Genomic DNA, 20,380 nt, shown 5'->3' on the forward strand with positions numbered 1-20,380 from the left:
CCTCCCTGGAGGAGGCCTTCAAGGAGGCCCTAAGCCGCTTCGCCAGCGGCGTCACCGTGGTGGCGGCCCGGGCGGGGGAGGAGCGGGGCATGACCGCCACCGCCTTCATGTCCCTAAGCCTCAGGCCCCCCTTGGTGGCCTTGGCGGTGAGCGAGGGGGCGAAGCTTTTGCCCCTTTTGGAGCGGGCGGGGGCCTTCACGGTGAGCTTTCTGCGGGAGGGGCAGGAAGGGGTTTCCGAGCACTTCGCCGGGAGGCCGAAGGAGGGGGTGAGCCTGGTGGAGGGCCGGGTGGAGGGGGCCTTGGCGGTCCTTAGGTGCCGCCTCGAGGCCCTCTACCCGGGCGGGGACCACCGGATCGTGGTGGGGCGGGTGGAGGCGGTGGAGCTTGGGGCAATGGGCCCGCCCCTCGTCTACTTCGCCCGCGGCTACAGGAGGCTTGTATGGCCATCGTAAGGGTAGGTTTCCTGGAACTTTGGGTTCAGGACCTGGAGAGGAGCCTGGAGTTTTACCAGGGGCTTTTGGGAATGCTCCTGGAAAGGCGGGAGGGCAAGGCGGCCTACCTCAGGGGCTACGAGGAGCGGGAGTGGAGCCTGAAGCTTACGGAGGCCCCTTTTGCGGCGGTGGCCGCCCTAGGCTTCAAGGTGGACTCGGAGGAGGGCCTTTCCGCCCTTAAGGCCTGGGCGGAGAGGGAAGGGCTTTTCCACCGGGAGGAGGCGGACTGGGGCCGTCCCAGGGTCCTCCGGGTGCAGGACCCCTTCGGCTACCCCTTGGCCTTCTACTTCCAGGCGGAAAAGCTTCCCCGGATGCTCCAGGAGTACCACCTCTACCGGGGGCCCGGGGTCCTCCGCATAGACCACGTCAACCTCTTCTCCCCGGAGGTGGACCGGGCCACCCGCTACTACCAGGAGGCCTTGGGGTTCCGCCTCACGGAGTACACGGAGGACGAGGAGGGGAGGCTTTGGGCGAGCTGGCTCCACCGCAAGGGGAACGTGCACGACGTGGCCTTCACCAACGGGGAGGGCCCCAGGCTCCACCACTTCGCCTACTGGCTTCCCGACCCCATGGCGGTGATCCGGGCGGCGGACATCCTGGCGGGGGCGAGGCGCACGGACGCCATTGAGCGGGGCCCCGGGCGCCACGGCATCTCCAACGCCATGTTCCTCTACCTGCGGGACCCGGACGGGCACCGGATGGAGCTTTACACCTCGGACTACCTCACCGTGGACCCCGACCTGCCCCCGGTGCGCTGGAGCCTCAACGACCCCAGGCGCCAGACCCTTTGGGGCCACCGCACGCCCAAGAGCTGGTTCCTGGAGGGGAGCCTGCTTCTAGACCCTTCGGGGAACCCCGTGCCCAGGCGGGCCTCGAGGCTAGCGGGCATCCCCGAACACGTGATCTAGCTTGACGGGACACTTGTCCCTAAGTAGACTGGAAGCCAAACGACCGTTAGTTAGACCCTATCCGGGGCACCCCGGTGGGAAAAAGGAGGTAGGAGATGAAGCGTTGGTTGGCGGTAGCGTTGGCCCTGGCCCTTTCCGCTTGGGCGCAGGGCACCTTGAAGGTGGGGGTGGTGGTCTCGGCCACGGGGCCCGCCGCCTCCTTGGGCATCCCTGAGCGCAACACCTTCCTCATGTTGCAAGAGCTCCTGGACCGCCAGGGAGGGGTGGCGGGGAGGAAGGTGCAGTTCGTCATCCTGGACGACGCCTCGGACACCACCCAGGCGGTGCGGAACACGAGGCGCTTGGTGGAGGAAGGCGTCGTGGCCATCGTGGGCACCACCACCACCCCCGCCTCCTTGGGCATGATCCCCGTGGTGGCGGAGGCCAAGGTGCCCATGATCTCCCTGGCGGCCAGCAAGGACATCATCTACCCGGTGGACGCCCAGCGCTTCTGGGTCTTCAAGACCCCGCAGACGGAGGAGCTCATGGCCCGGGCCATCGTGGCGGACATGGTGGCCCGGGGGGTGAAAACGGTGGGCTACATCGGCTTTAACGACGCCTACGGGGAAGGCTGGGCCCGCTTCTTTGAGGCGGAGGCCAAGGCCAAAGGCCTCCAGGTGGTGGCCAGCGAGCGCTACAACCGCACGGACACCAGCGTCACTGGCCAGGCCCTGCGCCTCATCGCCCGCCGGCCCGACGCCATCCTCATCGGGGCGAGCGGTACCCCGGCGGTCCTTCCCCAGCGCACCCTGAAGGAGCGGGGCTACCCGGGCCTCATCTACCAGACCCACGGGGTGGCGAACCCCGATTTCCTGCGGGTGGGCGGCCAGGACGTGGAGGGGACCCTCCTTCCCGCCGGGCCCATCCTGGTGGCGGAGCAGCTTCCCGGCACCTTCCCCTCCAAGCGGGTGGCCCTGGACTACATCCAGCGCTACGAGGCCAAGTACGGCATCGGAAGCTACTCCACCTTCGGGGCCCACGCCTGGGACGCCTGGCTCATCCTGCGCCCGGCCCTGGAGAGGGCCTTGAAGAAGGTAGACCCCGACAAGGACCTTTCCGCCTTCCGCGCCGCCCTGAGGGACGAGATTGAGGCCACCAAGAACCTGGTGGCCACCCACGGGGTTTTCACCTTCACCAAGGAGGACCACCTGGGCCTGCGCTTTGAGGACGCCGCCGTCATGGTCCGGGTGGAGAAAGGGCGCTGGAAGCTGGAGCGCACCTTCCGCTAAGCCATGGACGCTAGCATCCTGGGCTTCCTCCTCCTAGATGGGCTCCAGAACGGGGTCATCTACGGGCTCTTGGCCATCGCCATGGTGTTGGTCTTCGCCGTGACCCGGGTGATCCTGGTGCCCATCGGGGAGCTCCTCATGTTCGCCCCCCTTTCCCTGGTCTGGCTCCTGGAGGGGAAGATCCCGGGGACGCTCTGGCTGGCCTTGGTCTTGGGGCTCGTCTGGGCGGGGGTTGCGCGGGGGCGGGGGGCTTTGGGGCCCATCCTGGGGGCTTTGGGGCTTTCCGCCCTCTTTTTCCTCGCCCTCTTCCTGAAGCCCCTGGCTTACCCGGCGGCGGTCCTCCTGGTGGTCTACCTGGGGGTGGCCACGTACCGGGTCTTCTTCCAGCCCATGCGGGAGGCCACGGTGCTTTCCCTCCTCATCATGGCAGTGGGCCTACACGTGGCCTACCAGGGCTTGGGCCTCGTCTTCTTCGGCCCGGAGCAGTTCCGCCCCGAGCCCCTCCTTAGGGGAGAGGTGGTGGTGGGCCTTTCCTGGCAGGGGGTCTTGGTCCTCCTCTTCGCCCTCTTGAGCGTCCTTGGCCTCTACGCCTTCTTCCGCTTTTCCCTTTACGGGAAGGCCCTTCTGGCGGCAGCGGAGAGCCGGCTTGGGGCCAGGCTTACGGGCATCTCCCCGGAGGAGGCGGGGATGGTGGCCTTTGGCATCGCAAGCCTGATGGCGGGCCTCTCCGGCCTCCTCCTCGCCCCCCTCATCAACGCCGCCTACTTCATGGGCTTCATGCTGGGGCTCAAGGGCTTCGTGGCCGCCATCCTGGGGGGGCTTGCCAGCTACCCGGTGGCCTTCTTGGGGGCGCTTTTGGTGGGGTTTTTTGAGAGCTTCACCAGTTTCTTCGCCAGCGCCTACAAGGAGGCCCTGGTCTTTCTCCTTTTGGTGCCCGCCCTCTTTTACCAAAGCCTCAAGGCGCGGGCGGTGGAGGAGTGATGCGCCACCTTTGGTTTCTCCTGGTCCTTTTGCCCTTTGCCTTCCTGCCCTTTCCCTTCTACCTCACCCTCCTCAACTTCTTCGCCCTCTCGGCCCTGGTGGCCCTTTCCCTCTACGTGCTCACGGGCCTGGCGGGGATGACCAGCTTCGCCCAGGCGGCCTTCATGGGGATGGGGGCCTACGCCACCGCCCTCGTCACGGTGAAGGCGGGGCTATCGCCCTGGCTTGGCCTCCTTCTCGGCCTCCTCCTCTCCCTCCTCCTGGCCTTGGTCCTGGGGGGGCTCACGGTGCGGCTAAAAGGGCACTTCCTGCCCCTCTCCACCATCGCCTGGCAGGTGGCCCTGTACATCCTGGCGGGGAACCTGGTGGGCCTCACCGGGGGGCACACGGGGATCACCGACCTCCCCCCCTTGACCCTCTTCGGCCTTCCCTTAGACACGGGCTTCCGCTACGCCCTCTTTAGCCTTTTCCTCCTGGTCCTTTTCCTCCTCGCCCTGGACAACCTGCGGGCTAGCCGCCTGGGCCGGGCGCTGCTCGCCCTGCGGGGGGACGCCCTGGCGGCGGCGAGCTTCGGGGTGGACCCGGCCCGGCTCCGCCTCCAGGCCTTCCTCCTGGCGGGGGGCATGGCGGGGCTTGCGGGCTTCCTCTACGCCCACTTCCTGCGCTTCGTGAACCCCACGCCCTTCTCCCTGGAGGCCTCCATCAAGTACCTGGTCATGGCGGTGGCGGGCGGGGTGGGGACCATCCCAGGGGTGGTGCTGGGGGCGGCCTTCTTCACGGGGCTGGAGGACTGGCTCAAGGACCTCCTCCCCCTCCTCCTGGGCCGGCAGGGAAACTACGAGGTCATCGGCTACGGCCTCGTCCTGGCCCTCATCCTCCTCTTGGCCCCCAAGGGGCTTTGGCCCCTCCTTGCCGCGCGGCTTCCCCGGAAGGAAGGGCGCCTCCCCGAGGCCGAGCCCCTCCCCCTCGCCCCGCCCCAAGGGGCCCAGGGGGAGGAGGTGCTCCGGGTGGAGAACCTCAAGAAGGCTTTCGGCGGCCTCCTCGCCGTGAACGGGGTTTCCTTCGCCCTGAGGCGGGGGGAGATCCTGGCCCTCATCGGCCCCAACGGGGCGGGGAAGACCACGGTGTTCAACCTCATCACCGGGGCCCTGGCCCCGGATGGGGGCAGGGTCTTCCTCTTCGGCCGGGAGGTGACGGGCCTGGCCCCTTTCCGCATCCACCGCCTGGGCCTTGGGCGCACCTTCCAACACCCCCACCTCTTCCCCGAGCTTTCCGTCTTGGAGAACGCCGCCTTGGGCACCTACGCCCGCACCCGCGCGGACTTCCTTAGCGTCCTCCTGGGCCTCCACCGGAAGGAGGAGGCCAGGGCCCTCGCCACCGCCTACCGGGCCCTCAAGCGGGTGGGCCTCGAGTCCTTGGCCTGGGAGCGGGCGGAGCGGCTTAGCGTGGGGCAGCAAAGGCTTTTGGAGATCGCCCGCCTCCTCGCCTCGGGGGCGGAGGTCCTCCTTTTGGACGAGCCGGGGGCGGGGCTTCGGGCGGGGGAGAAGCGGGAGCTCGCCCACCTCCTCCGGGCCCTCGCCCGGGAGGGGTACACCCTCCTCCTCGTGGACCACGACATGGACCTGGTCATGGGCCTGGCGGACCGGGTGGTGGTGATGAACTACGGGGAGAAGATCGCCGAGGGAAGCCCGGCGGAGGTGCAGAGGAACCCCCTGGTGCGGGCCGCCTACCTGGGGGAGGAGGTGGCCTGATGCTCCGGGTGGAAGGCCTCACCGTGCGCTACGGGCCCCTGGAGGCGGTGCGGGGGGTGTCCTTCGCCCTGGAGGAGGGGGAGGCCCTGGCGGTGATCGGCCCCAACGGGGCGGGGAAGACGAGCGTCCTCCGCGGGCTCTTGGGCTTGGCCAAGGCGGAGGGCCGCGTCCTCCTGGACGGGGAGGTCCTGGCGGCGCGGAGCCCGGAGGGCCTCCTCAAGCGGGGCCTCGTCCTGGTGCCGGAGGGGCGCGCCCTCTTCCCCGGGCTTTCCGTGGAGGACAACCTCCGCCTCGGGGGGTTCCACCGGTTCCGGAGGGGGGAGGACCTGAGGCCCGATCTGGAGCGGGTCTATGGCCTCTTCCCTAGGCTGAGGGAAAGGCGGGGGCAGCTTGCGGGGACGCTCTCTGGGGGGGAGCAGCAGATGCTGGCCATCGGCCGCGCCCTCATGGCGCGGCCCCGCCTGCTCCTATTGGACGAGCCCTCCTTGGGGCTTGCCCCCTTGATGGTGCGGGAGATCTACCGCATCCTGGCCGGCCTAAAGGGGGAAGGGGTCACGCTCCTCCTGGTGGAGCAGAACGCCAAGGTGGCCCTGGAGCTCGCCGACCGGGGCCTGGTATTGGAGGCGGGGGAGATGGCCCTGGAGGGAACCGCCCAGGAGCTACGGCAAAACCCCAAGGTGGTGGAGGCCTACCTGGGCCTTAGACGGGAGGTGGAGGAGGGATGAGGGACCCCTTCATGGAGGCCTTGGGCCTAACGGTGCTCCACCTGGCCCCCGGGGAGGCCAGGGTGGGGGGCCGGGTGGAGAGGGCCCACCTCAACCTCCACGGCACGGCCCACGGGGGTTTCCTCTACGCCCTGGCCGACAGCGCCTTCGCCCTCGCCTCCAACTCCCGGGGGCCCGCCGTGGCCCTCTCCTGCCGCATGGACTACTTCCGGCCCCTCCAGGCCGGGGCCTGGGTGGAGGCGGAGGCGGTGGAGGTGAACCTCTCCCGGCGCACCGCCACCTACCGGGTGGAGGTGGTTTCGCAGGGCAGGCTGGTGGCCCTCTTCACGGGCACGGTGTTTCGCTTAGGAGGTGAGGATGTACCAACCGGAGTTGGAAACCCTTCCCAGGGAGAAGCTTAGGGCCTTGCAGGAGGAAAGGCTACGCCAGGTGGTGGCCTACGTTTACGAGAGGGTGCCCTTTTACCGGAGGCTTCTGGACGAGGCGGGGGTGAGGCCCGGGGATATCCGGGGCCTGATGGACCTCCCCAAGCTTCCCTTCACCAAGAAGGACCACCTTAGGGAAAACTACCCCTTCGGCCTCTTCGCCGTGCCCCGGGAGGAGGTGGCCCGCATCCACGCCTCTAGCGGCACCACCGGCAAGCCCACGGTGGTGGGCTACACCAAGAAGGACCTCGGCATCTTCGCCGAGGTGGTGGCCCGCTCCCTGGCCGCAGCGGGGGCGAGGCCCGGGATGATGCTCCACAACGCCTACGGCTACGGCCTCTTCACGGGGGGGCTTGGCCTCCACGGGGGGGCGGAGGCCTTGGGGATGACCGTGGTGCCCGTTTCCGGGGGGATGACGGAGCGCCAGGTCATGCTCATCCAGGACTTCCGGCCCGAGGTGATCTCCTGCACCCCCTCCTACGCCCAGACCTTGGCGGAGGAGTTCCGCAAGCGGGGGGTTTCCCCTGAGGCCCTGTCCCTGGAGTACGCCGTCCTGGGGGCCGAGCCCTGGACCGAGGCCATCCGCAAGCAGGTGGACGAGGGGCTTGGGGTTAGGAGCACCAACATCTACGGCCTATCGGAGATCATCGGCCCCGGGGTGGCCAACGAGTGCGTGGAGGAGCGCCAGGGTAGCCACATCTGGGAGGACCACTTCCTGCCCGAGGTGGTGGACCCAGACACCGGGGAGCCCTTGCCCGAGGGGAAGGTGGGGGTTCTGGTATTTACCACCCTCACCAAGGAGGCCATGCCCCTCCTCCGCTACTGGACGGGGGACCTGACCTTCCTCACCTACGAGGCCTGTTCCTGCGGCCGCACCCACGTGCGCATGGGGCCCATCCTGGGGCGCACCGACGACATGCTCATCATCCGCGGGGTGAACGTCTACCCCACGCAGGTGGAGGCGGTGCTCCTGGGCATTCCCGAGGTGGAGCCCTACTACCAGATCGTGGTGCGGCGGGAGGGCACCCTGGACGAGGCGGAGCTCAAGGTGGAGGTTTCCGAGGCCTTCTTCCAGGAGATCGGCAAAAAGGCCCTTTCCGACGAGGTCGTTGAGGCGGACCACCGCCTCCACGCCCTCAGGGAGAAGGTGGCCCACAAGATCAAGGACACCATCGGCGTCACCATGAAGGTGACCCTCCTCGCCCCCGGGGAGGCCCCGCGGAGCGAAGGGGGGAAGCTAAGGCGGGTTTTGGACCTGCGCAAGTAGCCATGCGCCCCATACCCGAAGGCTACGAGGCCACCTTTGAGACGGTGGTCACGGAGGAGATGACCGTGAACTTTGAGGAGCTCGGGCCCGTGCACCCCGTCTACGCCACCTACTGGATGGCCAAGCACATGGAGCTCGCCGGGCGGAAGATCATCCTTCCCTTTTTGGAAGAGGGGGAGGAGGGGATTGGGAGCTACGTGGAGGTGCGGCACCTGGCCTCGGCCCTCCCGGGGATGCGGATCCGGATCGTGGCCCGGCACGAGCGCACGGAGGGGAACCGGGTCCACGCCACCATGGAGGCCTACAACGAGCTGGGGGACCTGATCGGCGTGGGGCGCACGGAGCAGGTGATCCTGCCCAAGGCCAAGGTGGAGGCCCTCTTCCAAAAGCTCAGGGAGCGCTGGGCGAAGGCGGGGTAGGCTTCCCTTTGGGGGTATCCTCGAGGGGGAGGCCGTATGAAGCTCAGCGGCAAAGTGGTGGTGGTCACGGGCGCAGGAAGCGGCCTGGGCCAGGCCCTGGCCCTAGAGCTCCTGAGACGGGGGGCCAGGGTGGCGGCGGTGGACCTTAGGGAGGAGGGCCTAAGGGAAACCGAGGCCCAGGCGGGGAGCCTGGCCCCTGGGCTTAGCCTCCACCCCCTGGACATTACGGACAAGGCGAGGGTGGCGGCCTTGCCCGAGGAGGTGGAAAGGGCGCACGGGCAGGTGGACGGCCTCATCAACAACGCCGGCATCATCCAGCCCTTCAAGCGCCTCCTGGACCTGGACGAGGCGGCCATAGAGCGGGTGATGCGGGTGAACTTCTACGGGACCCTGTACATGACCCGTGCCTTCCTGCCGAGGCTTCTTAAGCGCCCTGAGGCCCACCTGGTGAACGTGTCCAGCATGGGGGCCTTCGTGCCGGTGCCGGGGCAGGCGGTCTACGGGGCTTCCAAGGCGGCGGTGAAGCTCCTCACGGAGGCCCTTTGGGCGGAGCTCCAGGGCACCCCGGTGCGGGTCACCCTGGTGTTGCCCGGGGCCATGCGCACGGGGATCGCCCAGCACTCGGGGGTGGAGGCCCCAAGAGCAGAAGGGGCAAATGTTCCCGTTCTGGAACCCCAGGCGGCCGCCCGCATCCTCCTGGACGCCGTGGAGCGGGATGCCTTCCGGGTCCTTTTGGGCCAGGACGCCCGCACCATGGACCTCCTCTACCGCCTAAGCCCCCTTTGGGCCACCCGGCTCATCCAACGGCGCATGGCCCATCTCCTGGGCTAGGCCCCCTCCTCGCACCCCGAGGGCGGCAAGCCCCATGAGCCCGGTGAGGAGGAGGGCGGTGGCGGCGAAGGCCAAGCCGTGGTGGGGGAAAAGCCGGTAAAAAAGCCCCAGGCTCCCCCCGGCCAGGGCGCTTCCCACAGCCTGCCCCAAGGAGCGGGCCACGGAGAGGGCCCCCGAGGCGAGCCCCTCCGTCCCCGGGGGCGCCAGGGAGAGGACCAAGGCGTTGTTGGCCGCCTGGAAAAGGGCGCGCCCTACCCCCAAGAGGGCAAGGCCCAGGGCCGCCCCCCAAAGGGGATGGAGGAGGGGCAAGAAGGCGAAGGCCACCCCCGCCCCCACCAGGAGGTAGGCCCCAAGGAGGGCCACCCGGCGGTAGCCGAGCCGGTCCGCCACCTTGCCCGCCCACGCCCCCAGGAGGAGAAGTTGCAAGGGCCCCAGGAGGAGAAGCCCCCCGATGGCCCTAGGGGATAGCCCCTCGGCTCCCAGGTGGAAGGCCAGGGCCACCGTGGTCCCTAGGGTGTGGAGGAAGTAAAGGCCCGTGGCCAGGAGGGCCCGGAGGAACCCGGGGGCGAAAAGGAGCCTCCCCAAAGAGCCTTCCTGTTTGGGAAGGTCCGGGAGGTTTCCCGAAAGGAGGAGGGCGAGGAGGGCGGCGGGGAGGGGCAGGAGGAAGACCCAGCGGAGGCTAACCCCGGCGGCAAGCCCTCCCAGGGCGGGGCCCAGGAGGGTGCCCGTGGCCACGGTGCTCGCCACCATACCCAAGGCGTAGCCCCGGGCCTGGGGAAAGGCGGTGGCGGCCAGGCCCGGCACGAGCCCCACCACCATGGCCGTGGCCACCCCCTGGAGGAAGCGGAGGAGGTAAAGGGCCCAAAGCCCTGGGGCCAGGGCGAGGAGGAGGGCGAAGAGGGCGTGGAGGAGGAGCCCGAGCCGAAAGAGCCTTCCCGCCCCTACCCGCCCCGCCAGGCCCGCCATGGGCAGGTAGGCCAGGGCCGCCCCCAGAAGCCCCATGGACACCACCCCTTGCGCCCTCTCGGGCCCCACGGCGAAGGCTTCTTGTAGGAGGGGCAGCGCGGGGGCCAGGCTGCTTTCGCTTATCGTCCCGAGGAGCACGCCGGAAAGGAGGGCGTATAGCCGCCGGTCCATGGGGTAAGCCTACTTCCCTTGGGGGGAAGGGGTGTGGCGGCTTTCCTTGTCCCAAAGGTGGCCTTGGGTGCACCATGGGGCCATGCTGGCCGAGCGTTGGGCCCAGGGGCTCACCTATGGGGCGCTCCTTTCCCGGCTTGGCACCAGGCGGAAGCGGGTGGAGGCCTTTTACCAGGCCCTGGAGCCCTTGCCCCCCCTGCCAGGGGTGGCCCGGGTCCTCGCCCTGGTGGAGGCCTGGTGCCCGGACTGCCTCCAGGCCATTCCCGTGCTGGCGAGGCTTCCCCTCGAGGCCCGCTTCCTCTTCCGGGACGAGAACCCGGATCTGGCCGAGCGCTACGCCAAGGAGGGCAAACGCATCGTCCCCACCGTGCTCTTCTTGGACGGGGCCTTCCAGGAGATCGCCCGATGGCACGGCCCCCCCGAGGAGGCCCGGGCCTTCCTGCGGGCGGCCAAGGAGGCGGGCTGGGAAAGGGCCGAGGCCTTGCGCCGCTACCACGAGGCCTTTCCCCGCTTCGCCCAGGCCATGCTCCAGGAGTGGCACACCCTCCTCGTTCCCCAAGGACGAACGGTGTAGGCTTCTTGGGAGTACACGTTTCCACGTTTCCACAACCCCCCGGATACTTTGGGTGTGGAAGACCGGGTATACCTGTTATCGGAGGCCCTAGGCCTTTCCAAGGACCTCCTAGGGGGTAAGGGGTACGGCCTTGCGGCCATGGCGGGGGCGGGCCTGCCCGTGCCCCCGGCCATGGTCATCACCACGGAGGCCTGCCGCGCCTACCTCCGCGCCGGCCAGGTGCCGGGCCTTGCGGAGGAGGTGCGGCGCAAGATGGCGGCCCTGGAAGGCCTAACGGGGAAGCGCTTCGGCCAGGGGGAGGGGAAGACCCCTCCCCTTTTGGTTTCCGTGCGGAGCGGGGCCCCGGTGTCCATGCCGGGGATGATGGACACCATCCTGAACCTGGGCCTCACCCTCGAGGGGGTGGAGGCCCTGGCCCGGGCCACGGGAAACCCCCGCTTTGCCTGGGATACCTTCCGCCGCCTCCTCGCCATGTACGGGGAAGTGGTCCTGGGGGAGCGGGCGGAGGTCTTTGAAGGCATGCTTTCCGCCCTCAAGCGGGAGCGGGGGGTGGAGGCGGACACCGCCCTTTCCGCCGAGGACCTGGAGGAGCTCGCCTTCCGCTACCTCCGCCACCTGGAGGCCAGGGGCACCCCCTTCCCCATGGACCCTTGGGCGCAGCTTTTCGCCGCCATTGAGGCGGTCTTTCGCAGTTGGCTCAACCCCCGGGCCAAGACCTACCGGCGCATCTACGGCATCCCCGAGGACCTGGGCACGGCGGTGGTGGTCCAGGCCATGGTCTACGGCAACCTGGGGGAGGACTCGGGCACCGGGGTGGGCTTCACCCGCAACCCCGCCACCGGGGAGAAGGGCCTCTACGGGGAGTACCTCAGGAACGCCCAAGGGGAGGACGTGGTGGCGGGGATCCGCACCCCCGAGCCCCTAGAGCGCCTCAAGGACTACGCCCCCGAGCTCCACGCCGAGCTGGAGCAGGTGGCGGAGCGTCTGGAGCGCCACTTCCGGGACATGCAGGACTTTGAGTTCACCGTGGAAAGGGGGCGGCTTTTCCTCCTGCAGACCCGCTCGGGGAAGCGCACGGCCAAGGCGGCGGTGCGCATTGCCGTGGAGATGGCGGAGGAGGGGCTCATCACCAAGGAAGAGGCGGTCTTAAGGGTGGAGGCCAACGCCCTCCCCGGCCTCCTCAAGCCGGCGGTGGACCGCAACCGGGCGCCCAAGCCCCTCCTTAGAGGGCTTCCCGCAAGCCCCGGCGCTGCCCTTGGCCACGCCGTCTTCTCCAACGAAGGGGCGGAGCGCTTCGCCGCCCAGGGCCTGCCCACGATCCTGGTCCGCCCGGAAACCACCCCCGAGGACATCACGGGGATGTACCTCTCCAGGGGCATCCTCACCGCCCGGGGCGGCCTCACCTCCCATGCGGCGGTGGTGGCCCGGGGCCTCGGGGTGCCGGCGGTGGTGGGGGCGGAGGCCCTGAGGGTTTTCCCCGAGGAAGGGCGTGCCCTGGTGGACGGGGTGGAGGTCCGGGAGGGGGACCTCCTCACCTTGGACGGGGGCACGGGGGAGGTCTACCTGGGGGCGGTGCCCCTGGTGGAGGCGGCGGAGGAGGCCCTTTTGGAGAAGCTCTTCGCCTGGGCCGAGCCCTATCGGCGCCTTGGGGTGCGGGCCAACGCCGACACCCCCCTGGACGCCCAAAGGGCCCGGGCCTTCGGCGCCCAGGGGATCGGCCTGTGCCGCACGGAGCACATGTTCTTCCAGGAGGAGAGGCTCCCTTGGGTGCGCCGCCTCATCCTCGCCCAGACCCCGGAGGAGGAGGAAGAGGCCCTGGAGAGGCTTTTCGCCTTCCAGAAGGAGGACTTCAAGGCCATCCTCCGGGTCATGGACGGCCTGCCCGTGACCGTGCGCCTCTTGGACCCGCCCCTGCACGAGTTCCTGCCGCCCATGGCCGAGCTGGAGGCGCGGGCCAAGGAGGGGGATGGGGAAGCCTTGGCCCTTCTGGAGCGGGCCAAGGCCCTTCACGAGGTGAACCCCATGCTGGGCTTTAGGGGGGTGAGGCTCCTTCTCCTTAGGCCCGCCATCTTCCGGATGCAGCTAAGGGCCCTCCTCGAGGCCGCCCGGGAGCTAAGGGAGGAGGGCTTTGACCCCCGGCCCGAGGTCATGGTTCCCCTGGTGGCGGACCCCAAGGAGGTGGAGCGGGCCCGCGCCTTGGCCGAGGAGCTCTTCCGGGAATACGGCCCCATCCCCTTCGGCACCATGATAGAAACCCCAAGGGCCGCCCTCCTCGCCGGCGAAATCGCCCCCTTGGTGGACTTCTTCAGCTTCGGCACCAACGACCTCACCCAGATGGCCTTTGGCCTCTCCCGGGACGACGCCGGGAAGTTCCTGCCCCGGTACGTGGAGGAGGGGCTATTCCCCTTTGACCCCACGGAGCGCCTGGACGAGAAGGGCGTGGGAAGGCTCATCCGGATGGCGGTGGAGGAGGGGCGGCGGGCCAACCCCAGGCTGAAGCTCGGCCTCTGCGGGGAGCACGGGGGCGAGGCGGGAAGCGTCCAGGCCGTGGCCGACCTCCTGGACTACACCTCGGCGAGCCCCTTCCGCATCCTCACCGCCCGCCTTGCGGCCGCCCAGGCGGGGCTTAGGGCCCGCCAGGCTCAGCCGGCTAGCTCGTAGGCCTGGGCCTGGAGGCGCACCGCGGTGTTGGCGGCGCCGTAGGCCTCGTAGCCGCCCCGGCGCTCCACCACCTCAAAGAAGAAGCGCCCCCGGAAGGTGGGGGTGTAGAGGTGGAGGAACTCGGCGCCCTCGAGGGTGCGGTCGTAGAGGAGCTGGTGGGCCTGAAGCCGCTCTACCTCCTCCGGCGAAAGGCCGTGGCGGGCGGCCAAGGCGCGGTAGTAGGAGGCGGGAATGCGTAAGGGGCGGAACCCTTCCTGGGCCGCTCGCCGGGCGAAGGCCAAGAGGTCAGGGGTGCGGAAGGCCACGTGTTGGATGCCTGCATGGCCAAGTCTTTGCAGGAAGCGGGAAGCCGCCGTACCCATGCCTTCGGAGGTGTTTACCGGGATGCGCACCCGGCCATCGGGGCTGCGCACGGAGCGGCTGTAGAACATCCCGTAGGGGTCAAAGACCTCCACCACCGGGTCCACCTGGAAGCCGAAGAGGGCCTTGTAGATGAGAAGCCAGCTGTAAAGCTCCCACCGGGGAACGACGTTGGTGAAGTGGTCCACCTCCAAGAGGGCATCCCCTTGGGGCTCTCCTAAAACCACAAGCCCATAGGCCTCTAGTAGAGGGCCATCCACCAAGTAAAGCCGGGTATGCCCCACCCCCTGGATGGCGGCGTAGCCTAAGGCCTCCTGGGGCCTGGGTAGGAGGGAAAGCCCAAGCTCCCGGGCCCGGGCCGCCACGGGGGCTGCTTTGCCCACCCGGAGGCCTACCCCGTACACAGACGGGAACTCCCGCACCCCATCCCCTTCCTCGGGGGGGTGGAGGAGGACCTGGGCCTGGCCCGCCCGGTAAAGGCAGAGCTCCAGGGCCGGGTGGCGGGCCTCCTGCCGGAAGCCCAAGGCCCGGAGGAGGTTTTGGAGGTCCTCGAGGTCTTCCTCCTCGCCGGCGATCTCCACGAACTCCACCCCCAGCACCGGGCTTCCTTTAGGCAAGGGAGGAAGGAGGAGCCCCAGCCGGTCAAAGAGGAATTTGAGGGCGCGGAGTCCATCCTGGGCCACCTGCTCCGGGTTTGCGCCCCGGAACCACTCGTTGAAGATTTCCAAGGAGATAGGGCCCCGATACCCCGTGGCCAGGACGCTTTGCAAAAAGGCCTCCACGGGCCAGTCCCCTTGCCCCGGCATGGCCCGGTGGTGGCGGCTTAGGGCCAGGGGGTCCATGAGGAGGTTAGGAGCATCGGAAAGCTGCACCAGGAAGATCTTTTCCCCGGGCAAGCGGGCGATGGACTCCAGGGGGTTCTGCCGCACGAAGCAGTGGAAGCTATCCAAAACGAGGCCGAGGTGGGGGTGGTCTGCCCGGCGCACCACCTCAAAGGCCTGGGGCCAGTCCCGGATGTGTCGCCCCCAGGCCAGGGCCTCGTATCCCACCCTAAGACCCCGGCTAGCGGCCTTCTCGGCTAGGGCGTGGAGATCGGCCGCCGCTTGTTCTAGGTCGTCCAGGGCCAGGGGAGAGGTGTTGGAGCAGACATAGGTGAGCTCTACCCCGAGCTCGGCCATCAGGTCAAACCAGCGCTCTGCCCGGACCAGGTTGCGGCTCCGGTAGGGCTCGGGCATGGCCTCATAGTCCCGCAAGGGCTGGAGGGCCACAAGGCGCAGGCCCAGATCCTCCGCCAGGGCCCGCAGCTCCCTGGGGGTTCCCCGGAACCCCGCTAGGTCCTCCTCAAAGATCTCCACGGCCCGGAACCCCGCCTTGGCGATGGCGAGGAGCTTCTCCTCCAAGGTGCCACCTAGGGCACAGGTAGCAATGGCCCATTCCATACTTCACCAAACCAGGACCACTTTGGGTTCGGGAACCCGGCCTTCCAGGAGGGCTGAAAAGGCTTCATCGGCCCGTTCGGCGGGCCAAAGGCGAACGAGGCTTTCGGGAAGCTGGGGCAGGAGGGACAGGGCTTCCTTGAACTCGCCCGGGGTGAAGAGGTAGCTTCCCAAGATGGCCTTTTCCCGGAGGACCAGGTCCTGAAGGTCCAAGGGCGCTTCTAGCCCCGATAGCCCCACCACCTCGGCCCTTCCCCCAGGAGCCAGGGCCCGGAGGCCCTGCACCAGGGTGGCCTCGAGGCCCACCGTATCCAGGACCAAGGGGTAGACGCCAGGAGAGAGGTCGCCCGCTTCCTGCATCCACACCTCCACAAGCCCTAGGGAAAGGAGAATCTGTCCCCGCTGTTCCTGGGGTTCCAGGAGGTGCACCCTCACCCCTAGGGCGTTGAGGAGCCAGGCGGCCAAAGCCCCCATGGCCCCACCTCCCACCACGAGCGCCCTTTCCCCGCTTTGGGGCTTGGCGAGCCTCACGGCGTGGAGGGTCACGGCCAAGGGCTCCGCCACGGCCCCCTTCCAGAGAGGTAGCCCTTCGGGCAAGGGGTAGGCCAGGGCTTCGGGGACCCGGATGCGCTCCGCTAGCCCTCCAGACAGGTGGAAGCCTAGGTGCAGGCGCTTCGGACAGAGATGGGGTTTACCCCCCTGGCAGGCCTCGCAATCCCCACAGGCCAGGGCAGGGTAGAGGGCCACTGGGCGGCCCACAAGGTTACTGGGCCCCTCCTCCACCAAACCCGCCACCTCGTGGCCTAGAACCAGGGGTGGACGCCACCGAGCCCGCATGGCGGGCGTGCCCTTGTACACGCTAAGGTCGCTCCCGCAGATCCCCACGGCCACCACCTTGAGGAGAAGGCCCTCTCCTGCGGGTTCCGGGCGCTCCTCCAGGGCCATTTGGCGGTAATCCTTCAGGACCCAACTCCTCATCCCTCCTCCCGTTGGGCTAGGGCCTCAAAGGCCTTTAACCGTCGGGCCTGCCGCAACCGCAACCAGACCAAGCCCACCAAGAAGAGCAGGTTTACGAGGGCCAGGAGCATGGCCACGGGGCGCTCAAAAAAGCTCCAGACGTTCCAGTGGGTCTTGATCATGCTTACCATGAGGTGTTGCTCCAAAAGGGGCCCTAGAACCATGCCCAAGACTACCTGGCCCAGGGGATAGTCCCCGAGGCGAAGGAGAAGGCCCAAGACCCCCAGTAGGGCCAGCACGTAGAGGTCAAAGGGGTTGTTGTTGATGGCATAGGCTCCAAGGAGGCTGAGCCCGGCGATTCCGCCGAGCAACACCCCTCTGGGCAAGCGGGAGGCCAGGCCCACCAGGAAGGAGCCCAGGTACCCCACCAAGGGCATGATGAGGACGCTGGCAAGGAGGAAGACTCCGTAGATCTCCACCACCAAATCCAGGTGGCGGGCGAAGAGCTCCGGGCCTGGCCGGATGCCCAGGGTGAGGAAAAGCCCAAGGACGATGGCGGTGAGGGTGTCGCCCGGAAGCCCTAAGGAAAGGGCGGGAATCCAGGTGCCCGCCACGGCGGCGTTGTTGCTGGATGCGCCCGCCAACACGACGGTTTCCTTAGTTCCCTTGGCCAGGCGCTGGAAATTGCTGGCGATCCAGGCGGCGAAATCGGAGCCCGCCCCCGGTAGGAAGCCGATAAAGGTGCCTAGGAGGGAAGAGCGCAAAAAGAGACCGCGTTGGCGCAGGATAAGACGAAGGGGCTCCAGGAAAAAGAGGGACGCCGACCCCCTGAGGGGGGCAGGCTGGACGCTGGAAGAACCGGGGCCCTTCAGGAGCTGGTACAACACCTCGCTTAAACCGAAGAGGCCGATCAGCGCCACGATGAAGTTGATGCCTCCGAGAAGGTTCACGTTGCCGAAGGTGAAGCGGGGGTTACCCAGGGCCGGATCGTAGCCCACCGTGGCCAGGAGCATCCCCAAGGCAAAGGCCACCAGCCCCTTGGCGATGTGGGGAGCGGCGAGGACCCCGCTCGTGACCCCTAGGAGGACGAGCCAAAAGTACTCAAAGGAAGAGAACTGCCGGGCTATAGCCGCCATTCCCAAGGACCCCACCACGAGGAGTCCCGTGCCCACCAGGCTTCCCAAGGCGGAGGCCAGGGCGGAAAGCCCAAGGGCGAAGGTAGGGCTCCGCTCCTTGCCCAGGTCATGAATCTCTTCGGCGTAGGCTGCGGAGGCTGGGGTTCCTGGGATGCGGGCCATCACCGCCCCGATGTCCCCGGCAAAGATGGCCGTGGCGCACAGGCTGATGATGGCGGCGAGGCCTACCTCGGGGGGGAGAAAAAGGGCGAAAGGGATGAAAAGGCTCAGGGCCAAGGTGGCGGTGAGCCCAGGGAGGGTCCCGAAAACCGCTCCATAGAGACCCCCGAGGAACATGGCGAGAAGGACTTCGGGAGAAAAGAGGCTCATGCCGGTACCCCCAGCAAGCGGACAAAAACCCCGTAGGCCAAGAGCCACAAACCCAGGGCGGTCAACAAAGCCCTGTACCAGCCTTCACCCGCTAGAAGGGTTCCTACCCCGGCGGCGATGGCCGTGGCCAGGGCGATGCCCGCACGGGGCACCAGGGCGGGAGCCAGGAGAAAAAGAAGGGTCAGAAAGAGGACGCGGAGCCACGCTCCCTCTAACCGGATGCGAAGTCCTTCCGCCTTTTCCCAAAGCAGGTAGAGCCCCCCAAGGACCAAGGCGGTGCCCAGGACCCGGGGAAAGAGTTCGGGGCCCGGCCCCTCCGCCTTGGGAAGCCCTAGGCTAAGCACCCAGGCGAGCGTCCCCAGGCCTGCGGCCAGAACCCCGACGAGGTTTCCCCACCCCATGTCTTCCTCAGAACTTCAGGCCTAGCTCCTGTACGATCTGGTTCATAGCCCGGGTTCTTTCCTGGAGGAAGGCCAGGCTGGCTTTGCGGTCCAGGTGGCGGATGACCAGGTTAGCGTTCTGCATGAATTTTACGAACTCGGGATCCTGCACCGCCTGGGCGAAGGCCTTGTCTAGCACGTCAATGACCGAGGGTAGCGTGAACTTGGGTGCCGCCGCCATGAGGAAGGAGGCAAAGGTCCAGTCCACGCCCACCTCTTTCAACGTAGGAACGTCCGGGAAGGCCGGGAAGCGGCTGTCGGTCATGAAGGCGAGGTAGCGGGCTTGGCCGGAGCGCACCAGGTTGGCTGCCTCGCCAATGGCCACGAAGGCCACGTTCACGCCCCCGGCAACGAGTTCCTGGAGCGCCGCTGCCGCACCTTGGGCCGGCACCCAGGGGAGCGCTTCGTCCTTGAGGCCGAGCTTCCAAAGGAAGCCTAGGCGGGCAAAATCGTAGGAACCCCACTTGGCGGTGCCCGAAGCCTTGTACTTTCCCGGGTTTTGCCGGATATCCTGAATGAGTTCCTGGATGGTCTTCCAGGGCGCATCCTGGCGTACCACCACGGCCACAGGGTTTAGCACCAGGAGGGAGATGGGAGAGAACATGTCCGCGCTGATTTTTGTTTGGGCCACCCACGGGGGTAAGACCACTTCCAGGGTAATGATCCCGATGGTGTAGCCGTCAGGCCGGGCCTGGGCGATGGCCCCGTGGCCCACCGCCCCACCACCCCCGGTGCGGTTCACCACCTGCACCGGAACCTTAAGGATTCGCTCCAACACGGGAGCCAAAGCCCGGGCGGTGAGGTCCGTGCTTCCACCGGGAGACCAAGGAACAATGAGGGTGATGGGCCGCGAGGGATAGCGTTGGGCCCAAACCTTGCCCATGGCCAGGGCTCCGGTGGTGCCGAGAAGCCACTTGAGAACGCGCCTACGCTGGAGCATACATTCACCTCCCGTGAGGGTTTAGCGAAAGTTTACCCGCTCTGGCCGCTGGAGCAAGGGGGGGGTTCAGTATGCCTGAACAGAAAGGTCTAAATATCCGAACCCTAGACCAGGCTTCCCACCCATCGGCCCGTGGTGTATTGCCCTGTGTAGTTGGTGGCCAGGAAGCGCTGGAGGGGCTCTGAGGCCAGTACCTGCTTGAGTTCGGCTTGGCGGAGGCCCTCGAGGAAGGGGTCAGGGTGGGTGTGAAGGAGGTGGGTCATCCAGTAGGAGAAGTACTCCCCCTGCCACACGTGTTCCAAGCAGGTTTCCGTGTAGCGGCTTAGTTTGGCCTCATCTCCCTTTTTGAAGAACGTCCAGAGGGCATGGAACAGGGCCACGGCATCGGATACGGCTAGGTTCATCCCCTTGGCGCCCGTGGGGGGCACCACATGGGCGGCATCGCCCGCAAGGAAAACCCGTCCATGCTGCATGGGCTCGGCCACGAAGGCCCGGTGGGGGGTGAGGCTCTTTTCCAAAAGCGGACCCGGCTTTACCGGAACTGCCCCCTCCAGGCGCAGGTTGAGCTCCTCCCAGATCCGTTCGTCTGGCCAGTCCTCTAGGTTTTCCCCGGGAGATACCTGAAGGTAGTTCCGGGCCAGGGTAGGGGAGCGCATGGAGAAAAGGGCAAAGCCTCGAGGGTGGCTGGCGTAGATCAGTTCCTCCGCTGCCGGCGGGGCCTCCGCCAGGATGCCGAGCCAGGCAAAGGGATAGGCGATTTCTTTAAGGGTGAGGCCAGGGATAAGCGCTCGCATGCGGCTATGGGAGCCATCGGCCCCCACCACGAAGGTGGCTTCTAGCTCCGCCTCTTGCCCCTCAGGGGTGCGGTAGCGAACCCTAGGCGTGCTCGTCAGGTTTTCCAGGCCCACCACCTCGTGTTCAAAAAAAATCTCCCCGCCCTCTTCTAAAAAGCGGGCGATCATGTCGCGTACGAGGTACTGCTGGCCGTAGACCCAGATGCGCCACCCATCGGCTAGGTTGGGAAAATCTATGCGGTGTAGCTCCCCCACATGGGCGAGGTAAATCCCTCGGTGCTCGTAGCCGCTTTGGAGGAGTCCTTCCCCGAGACCCGCCTGGAGCAAGATTTCCCTCGTGCCCCATTCCATGACCCCAGCGCGGATGCGGTGGGGACTGGTTTCTAGGTACTCCCGGGTCTTGGCCTCGAGGACCACCACCCTAATCCCCTCCCGGTAGAGGAGGTGGGCGAGGAGAAGGCCGGCAGGTCCTGCGCCCACAATGGCCACGTCCGTCTTGGCGGGCATACG

General features: G+C 67.6%; 19 protein-coding genes. 12 read left to right on the top strand and 7 right to left on the bottom strand.

All coding sequences use genetic code 11. The features are described from left to right. Positions 1-5: 5 nt before the first annotated feature. The 10 genes from hpaC (at position 6) to LXN00_RS09665 (ending at position 9,066) form a co-directional block, all read left to right on the top strand. The gene (hpaC, locus tag LXN00_RS09620) at positions 6-452 is read left to right on the top strand and encodes a 4-hydroxyphenylacetate 3-monooxygenase reductase subunit (protein WP_234507798.1); all 447 of its coding nucleotides are present in this window, start codon (positions 6-8) and stop codon (positions 450-452) included. Beyond that, positions 440-1,399, top strand: a complete 960-nt coding sequence (hpaD, locus tag LXN00_RS09625; RefSeq protein WP_234507703.1) for a 3,4-dihydroxyphenylacetate 2,3-dioxygenase — start codon at positions 440-442, stop codon at positions 1,397-1,399. The genes hpaC and hpaD overlap by 13 nt, the downstream gene beginning before the upstream one ends. A gap of 95 nt (positions 1,400-1,494) precedes the next feature. Further along, entirely contained in the window at positions 1,495-2,667 is a 1,173-nt protein-coding gene (locus LXN00_RS09630) for an ABC transporter substrate-binding protein (RefSeq protein ID WP_234507705.1), read from the top strand. A 3-nt stretch (positions 2,668-2,670) separates the two neighbouring features. Then, entirely contained in the window at positions 2,671-3,648 is a 978-nt protein-coding gene (locus LXN00_RS09635) for a branched-chain amino acid ABC transporter permease (RefSeq protein WP_234507707.1), read from the top strand. Then, positions 3,648-5,399, top strand: coding sequence for an ABC transporter permease subunit (locus LXN00_RS09640; protein ID WP_234507709.1), 1,752 nt, complete (start codon positions 3,648-3,650; stop codon positions 5,397-5,399). Before LXN00_RS09635 ends, LXN00_RS09640 begins: the two co-directional genes overlap by 1 nt. After that, entirely contained in the window at positions 5,399-6,124 is a 726-nt protein-coding gene (locus LXN00_RS09645) for an ABC transporter ATP-binding protein (RefSeq protein WP_234507711.1), read from the top strand. Before LXN00_RS09640 ends, LXN00_RS09645 begins: the two co-directional genes overlap by 1 nt. Beyond that, positions 6,121-6,525, top strand: coding sequence for a hydroxyphenylacetyl-CoA thioesterase PaaI (gene paaI / locus LXN00_RS09650; protein WP_234507713.1), 405 nt, complete (start codon positions 6,121-6,123; stop codon positions 6,523-6,525). Before LXN00_RS09645 ends, paaI begins: the two co-directional genes overlap by 4 nt. Continuing rightward, positions 6,482-7,816, top strand: a complete 1,335-nt coding sequence (locus LXN00_RS09655) for a phenylacetate--CoA ligase family protein (protein ID WP_234507715.1) — start codon at positions 6,482-6,484, stop codon at positions 7,814-7,816. The genes paaI and LXN00_RS09655 overlap by 44 nt, the downstream gene beginning before the upstream one ends. Before the next feature lie 2 nt (positions 7,817-7,818). Further along, complete coding sequence (locus LXN00_RS09660) at positions 7,819-8,235, top strand: thioesterase family protein (RefSeq protein WP_234507718.1); 417 nt, start codon at positions 7,819-7,821, stop codon at positions 8,233-8,235. 36 nt (positions 8,236-8,271) lie between these two features. Beyond that, positions 8,272-9,066, top strand: a complete 795-nt coding sequence (locus tag LXN00_RS09665; protein WP_234507720.1) for an SDR family NAD(P)-dependent oxidoreductase — start codon at positions 8,272-8,274, stop codon at positions 9,064-9,066. Here LXN00_RS09665 and LXN00_RS09670 read toward each other — a convergent pair. Next, positions 9,007-10,203, bottom strand: coding sequence for an MFS transporter (locus LXN00_RS09670; protein ID WP_234507722.1), 1,197 nt, complete (start codon positions 10,201-10,203; stop codon positions 9,007-9,009). The two genes, LXN00_RS09665 and LXN00_RS09670, sit on opposite strands and share 60 nt — an antisense overlap. A gap of 82 nt (positions 10,204-10,285) precedes the next feature. Between LXN00_RS09670 and LXN00_RS09675 the strand changes: the two genes are divergently transcribed. Beyond that, positions 10,286-10,777 carry a thioredoxin family protein gene (locus LXN00_RS09675; RefSeq protein WP_234507724.1) on the top strand — a complete coding sequence of 164 codons (492 nt, stop codon included), beginning with the start codon at positions 10,286-10,288 and terminating at the stop codon, positions 10,775-10,777. 54 nt (positions 10,778-10,831) lie between these two features. Next, positions 10,832-13,438 carry a pyruvate, phosphate dikinase gene (ppdK, locus tag LXN00_RS09680; protein WP_234507727.1) on the top strand — a complete coding sequence of 869 codons (2,607 nt, stop codon included), beginning with the start codon at positions 10,832-10,834 and terminating at the stop codon, positions 13,436-13,438. On the opposite strand, the gene LXN00_RS09685 is transcribed toward ppdK, so the two are convergent. The 6 genes from LXN00_RS09685 to LXN00_RS09710 all read right to left on the bottom strand — a co-directional run bounded on the left by LXN00_RS09685 (position 13,420) and on the right by LXN00_RS09710 (position 20,377). Beyond that, complete coding sequence (locus LXN00_RS09685) at positions 13,420-15,237, bottom strand: bifunctional sugar phosphate isomerase/epimerase/4-hydroxyphenylpyruvate dioxygenase family protein (protein ID WP_234507729.1); 1,818 nt, start codon at positions 15,235-15,237, stop codon at positions 13,420-13,422. The two genes, ppdK and LXN00_RS09685, sit on opposite strands and share 19 nt — an antisense overlap. A 3-nt stretch (positions 15,238-15,240) precedes the next feature. Next, complete coding sequence (locus tag LXN00_RS09690) at positions 15,241-16,212, bottom strand: zinc-dependent alcohol dehydrogenase (RefSeq protein WP_234507731.1); 972 nt, start codon at positions 16,210-16,212, stop codon at positions 15,241-15,243. Further along, complete coding sequence (locus LXN00_RS09695; RefSeq protein WP_234507733.1) at positions 16,209-17,696, bottom strand: tripartite tricarboxylate transporter permease; 1,488 nt, start codon at positions 17,694-17,696, stop codon at positions 16,209-16,211. Before LXN00_RS09695 ends, LXN00_RS09690 begins: the two co-directional genes overlap by 4 nt. Beyond that, positions 17,693-18,097: a tripartite tricarboxylate transporter TctB family protein gene (locus LXN00_RS09700; protein ID WP_234507735.1), complete on the bottom strand. Its 405-nt coding sequence runs from the start codon at positions 18,095-18,097 to the stop codon at positions 17,693-17,695. The genes LXN00_RS09695 and LXN00_RS09700 overlap by 4 nt, the downstream gene beginning before the upstream one ends. A 7-nt stretch (positions 18,098-18,104) precedes the next feature. Next, positions 18,105-19,076 (bottom strand): tripartite tricarboxylate transporter substrate binding protein, encoded by a 972-nt coding sequence (locus tag LXN00_RS09705; RefSeq protein WP_234507737.1) that lies wholly within the window; start codon positions 19,074-19,076, stop codon positions 18,105-18,107. A gap of 104 nt (positions 19,077-19,180) precedes the next feature. Then, positions 19,181-20,377 (bottom strand): 4-hydroxybenzoate 3-monooxygenase, encoded by a 1,197-nt coding sequence (locus LXN00_RS09710; RefSeq protein WP_234507739.1) that lies wholly within the window; start codon positions 20,375-20,377, stop codon positions 19,181-19,183. Positions 20,378-20,380 lie beyond the last annotated feature (3 nt).

It is taken from the genome of Thermus brockianus (assembly GCF_021462505.1).
Taxonomy (GTDB): Bacteria; Deinococcota; Deinococci; order Deinococcales; family Thermaceae; genus Thermus; species Thermus hydrothermalis.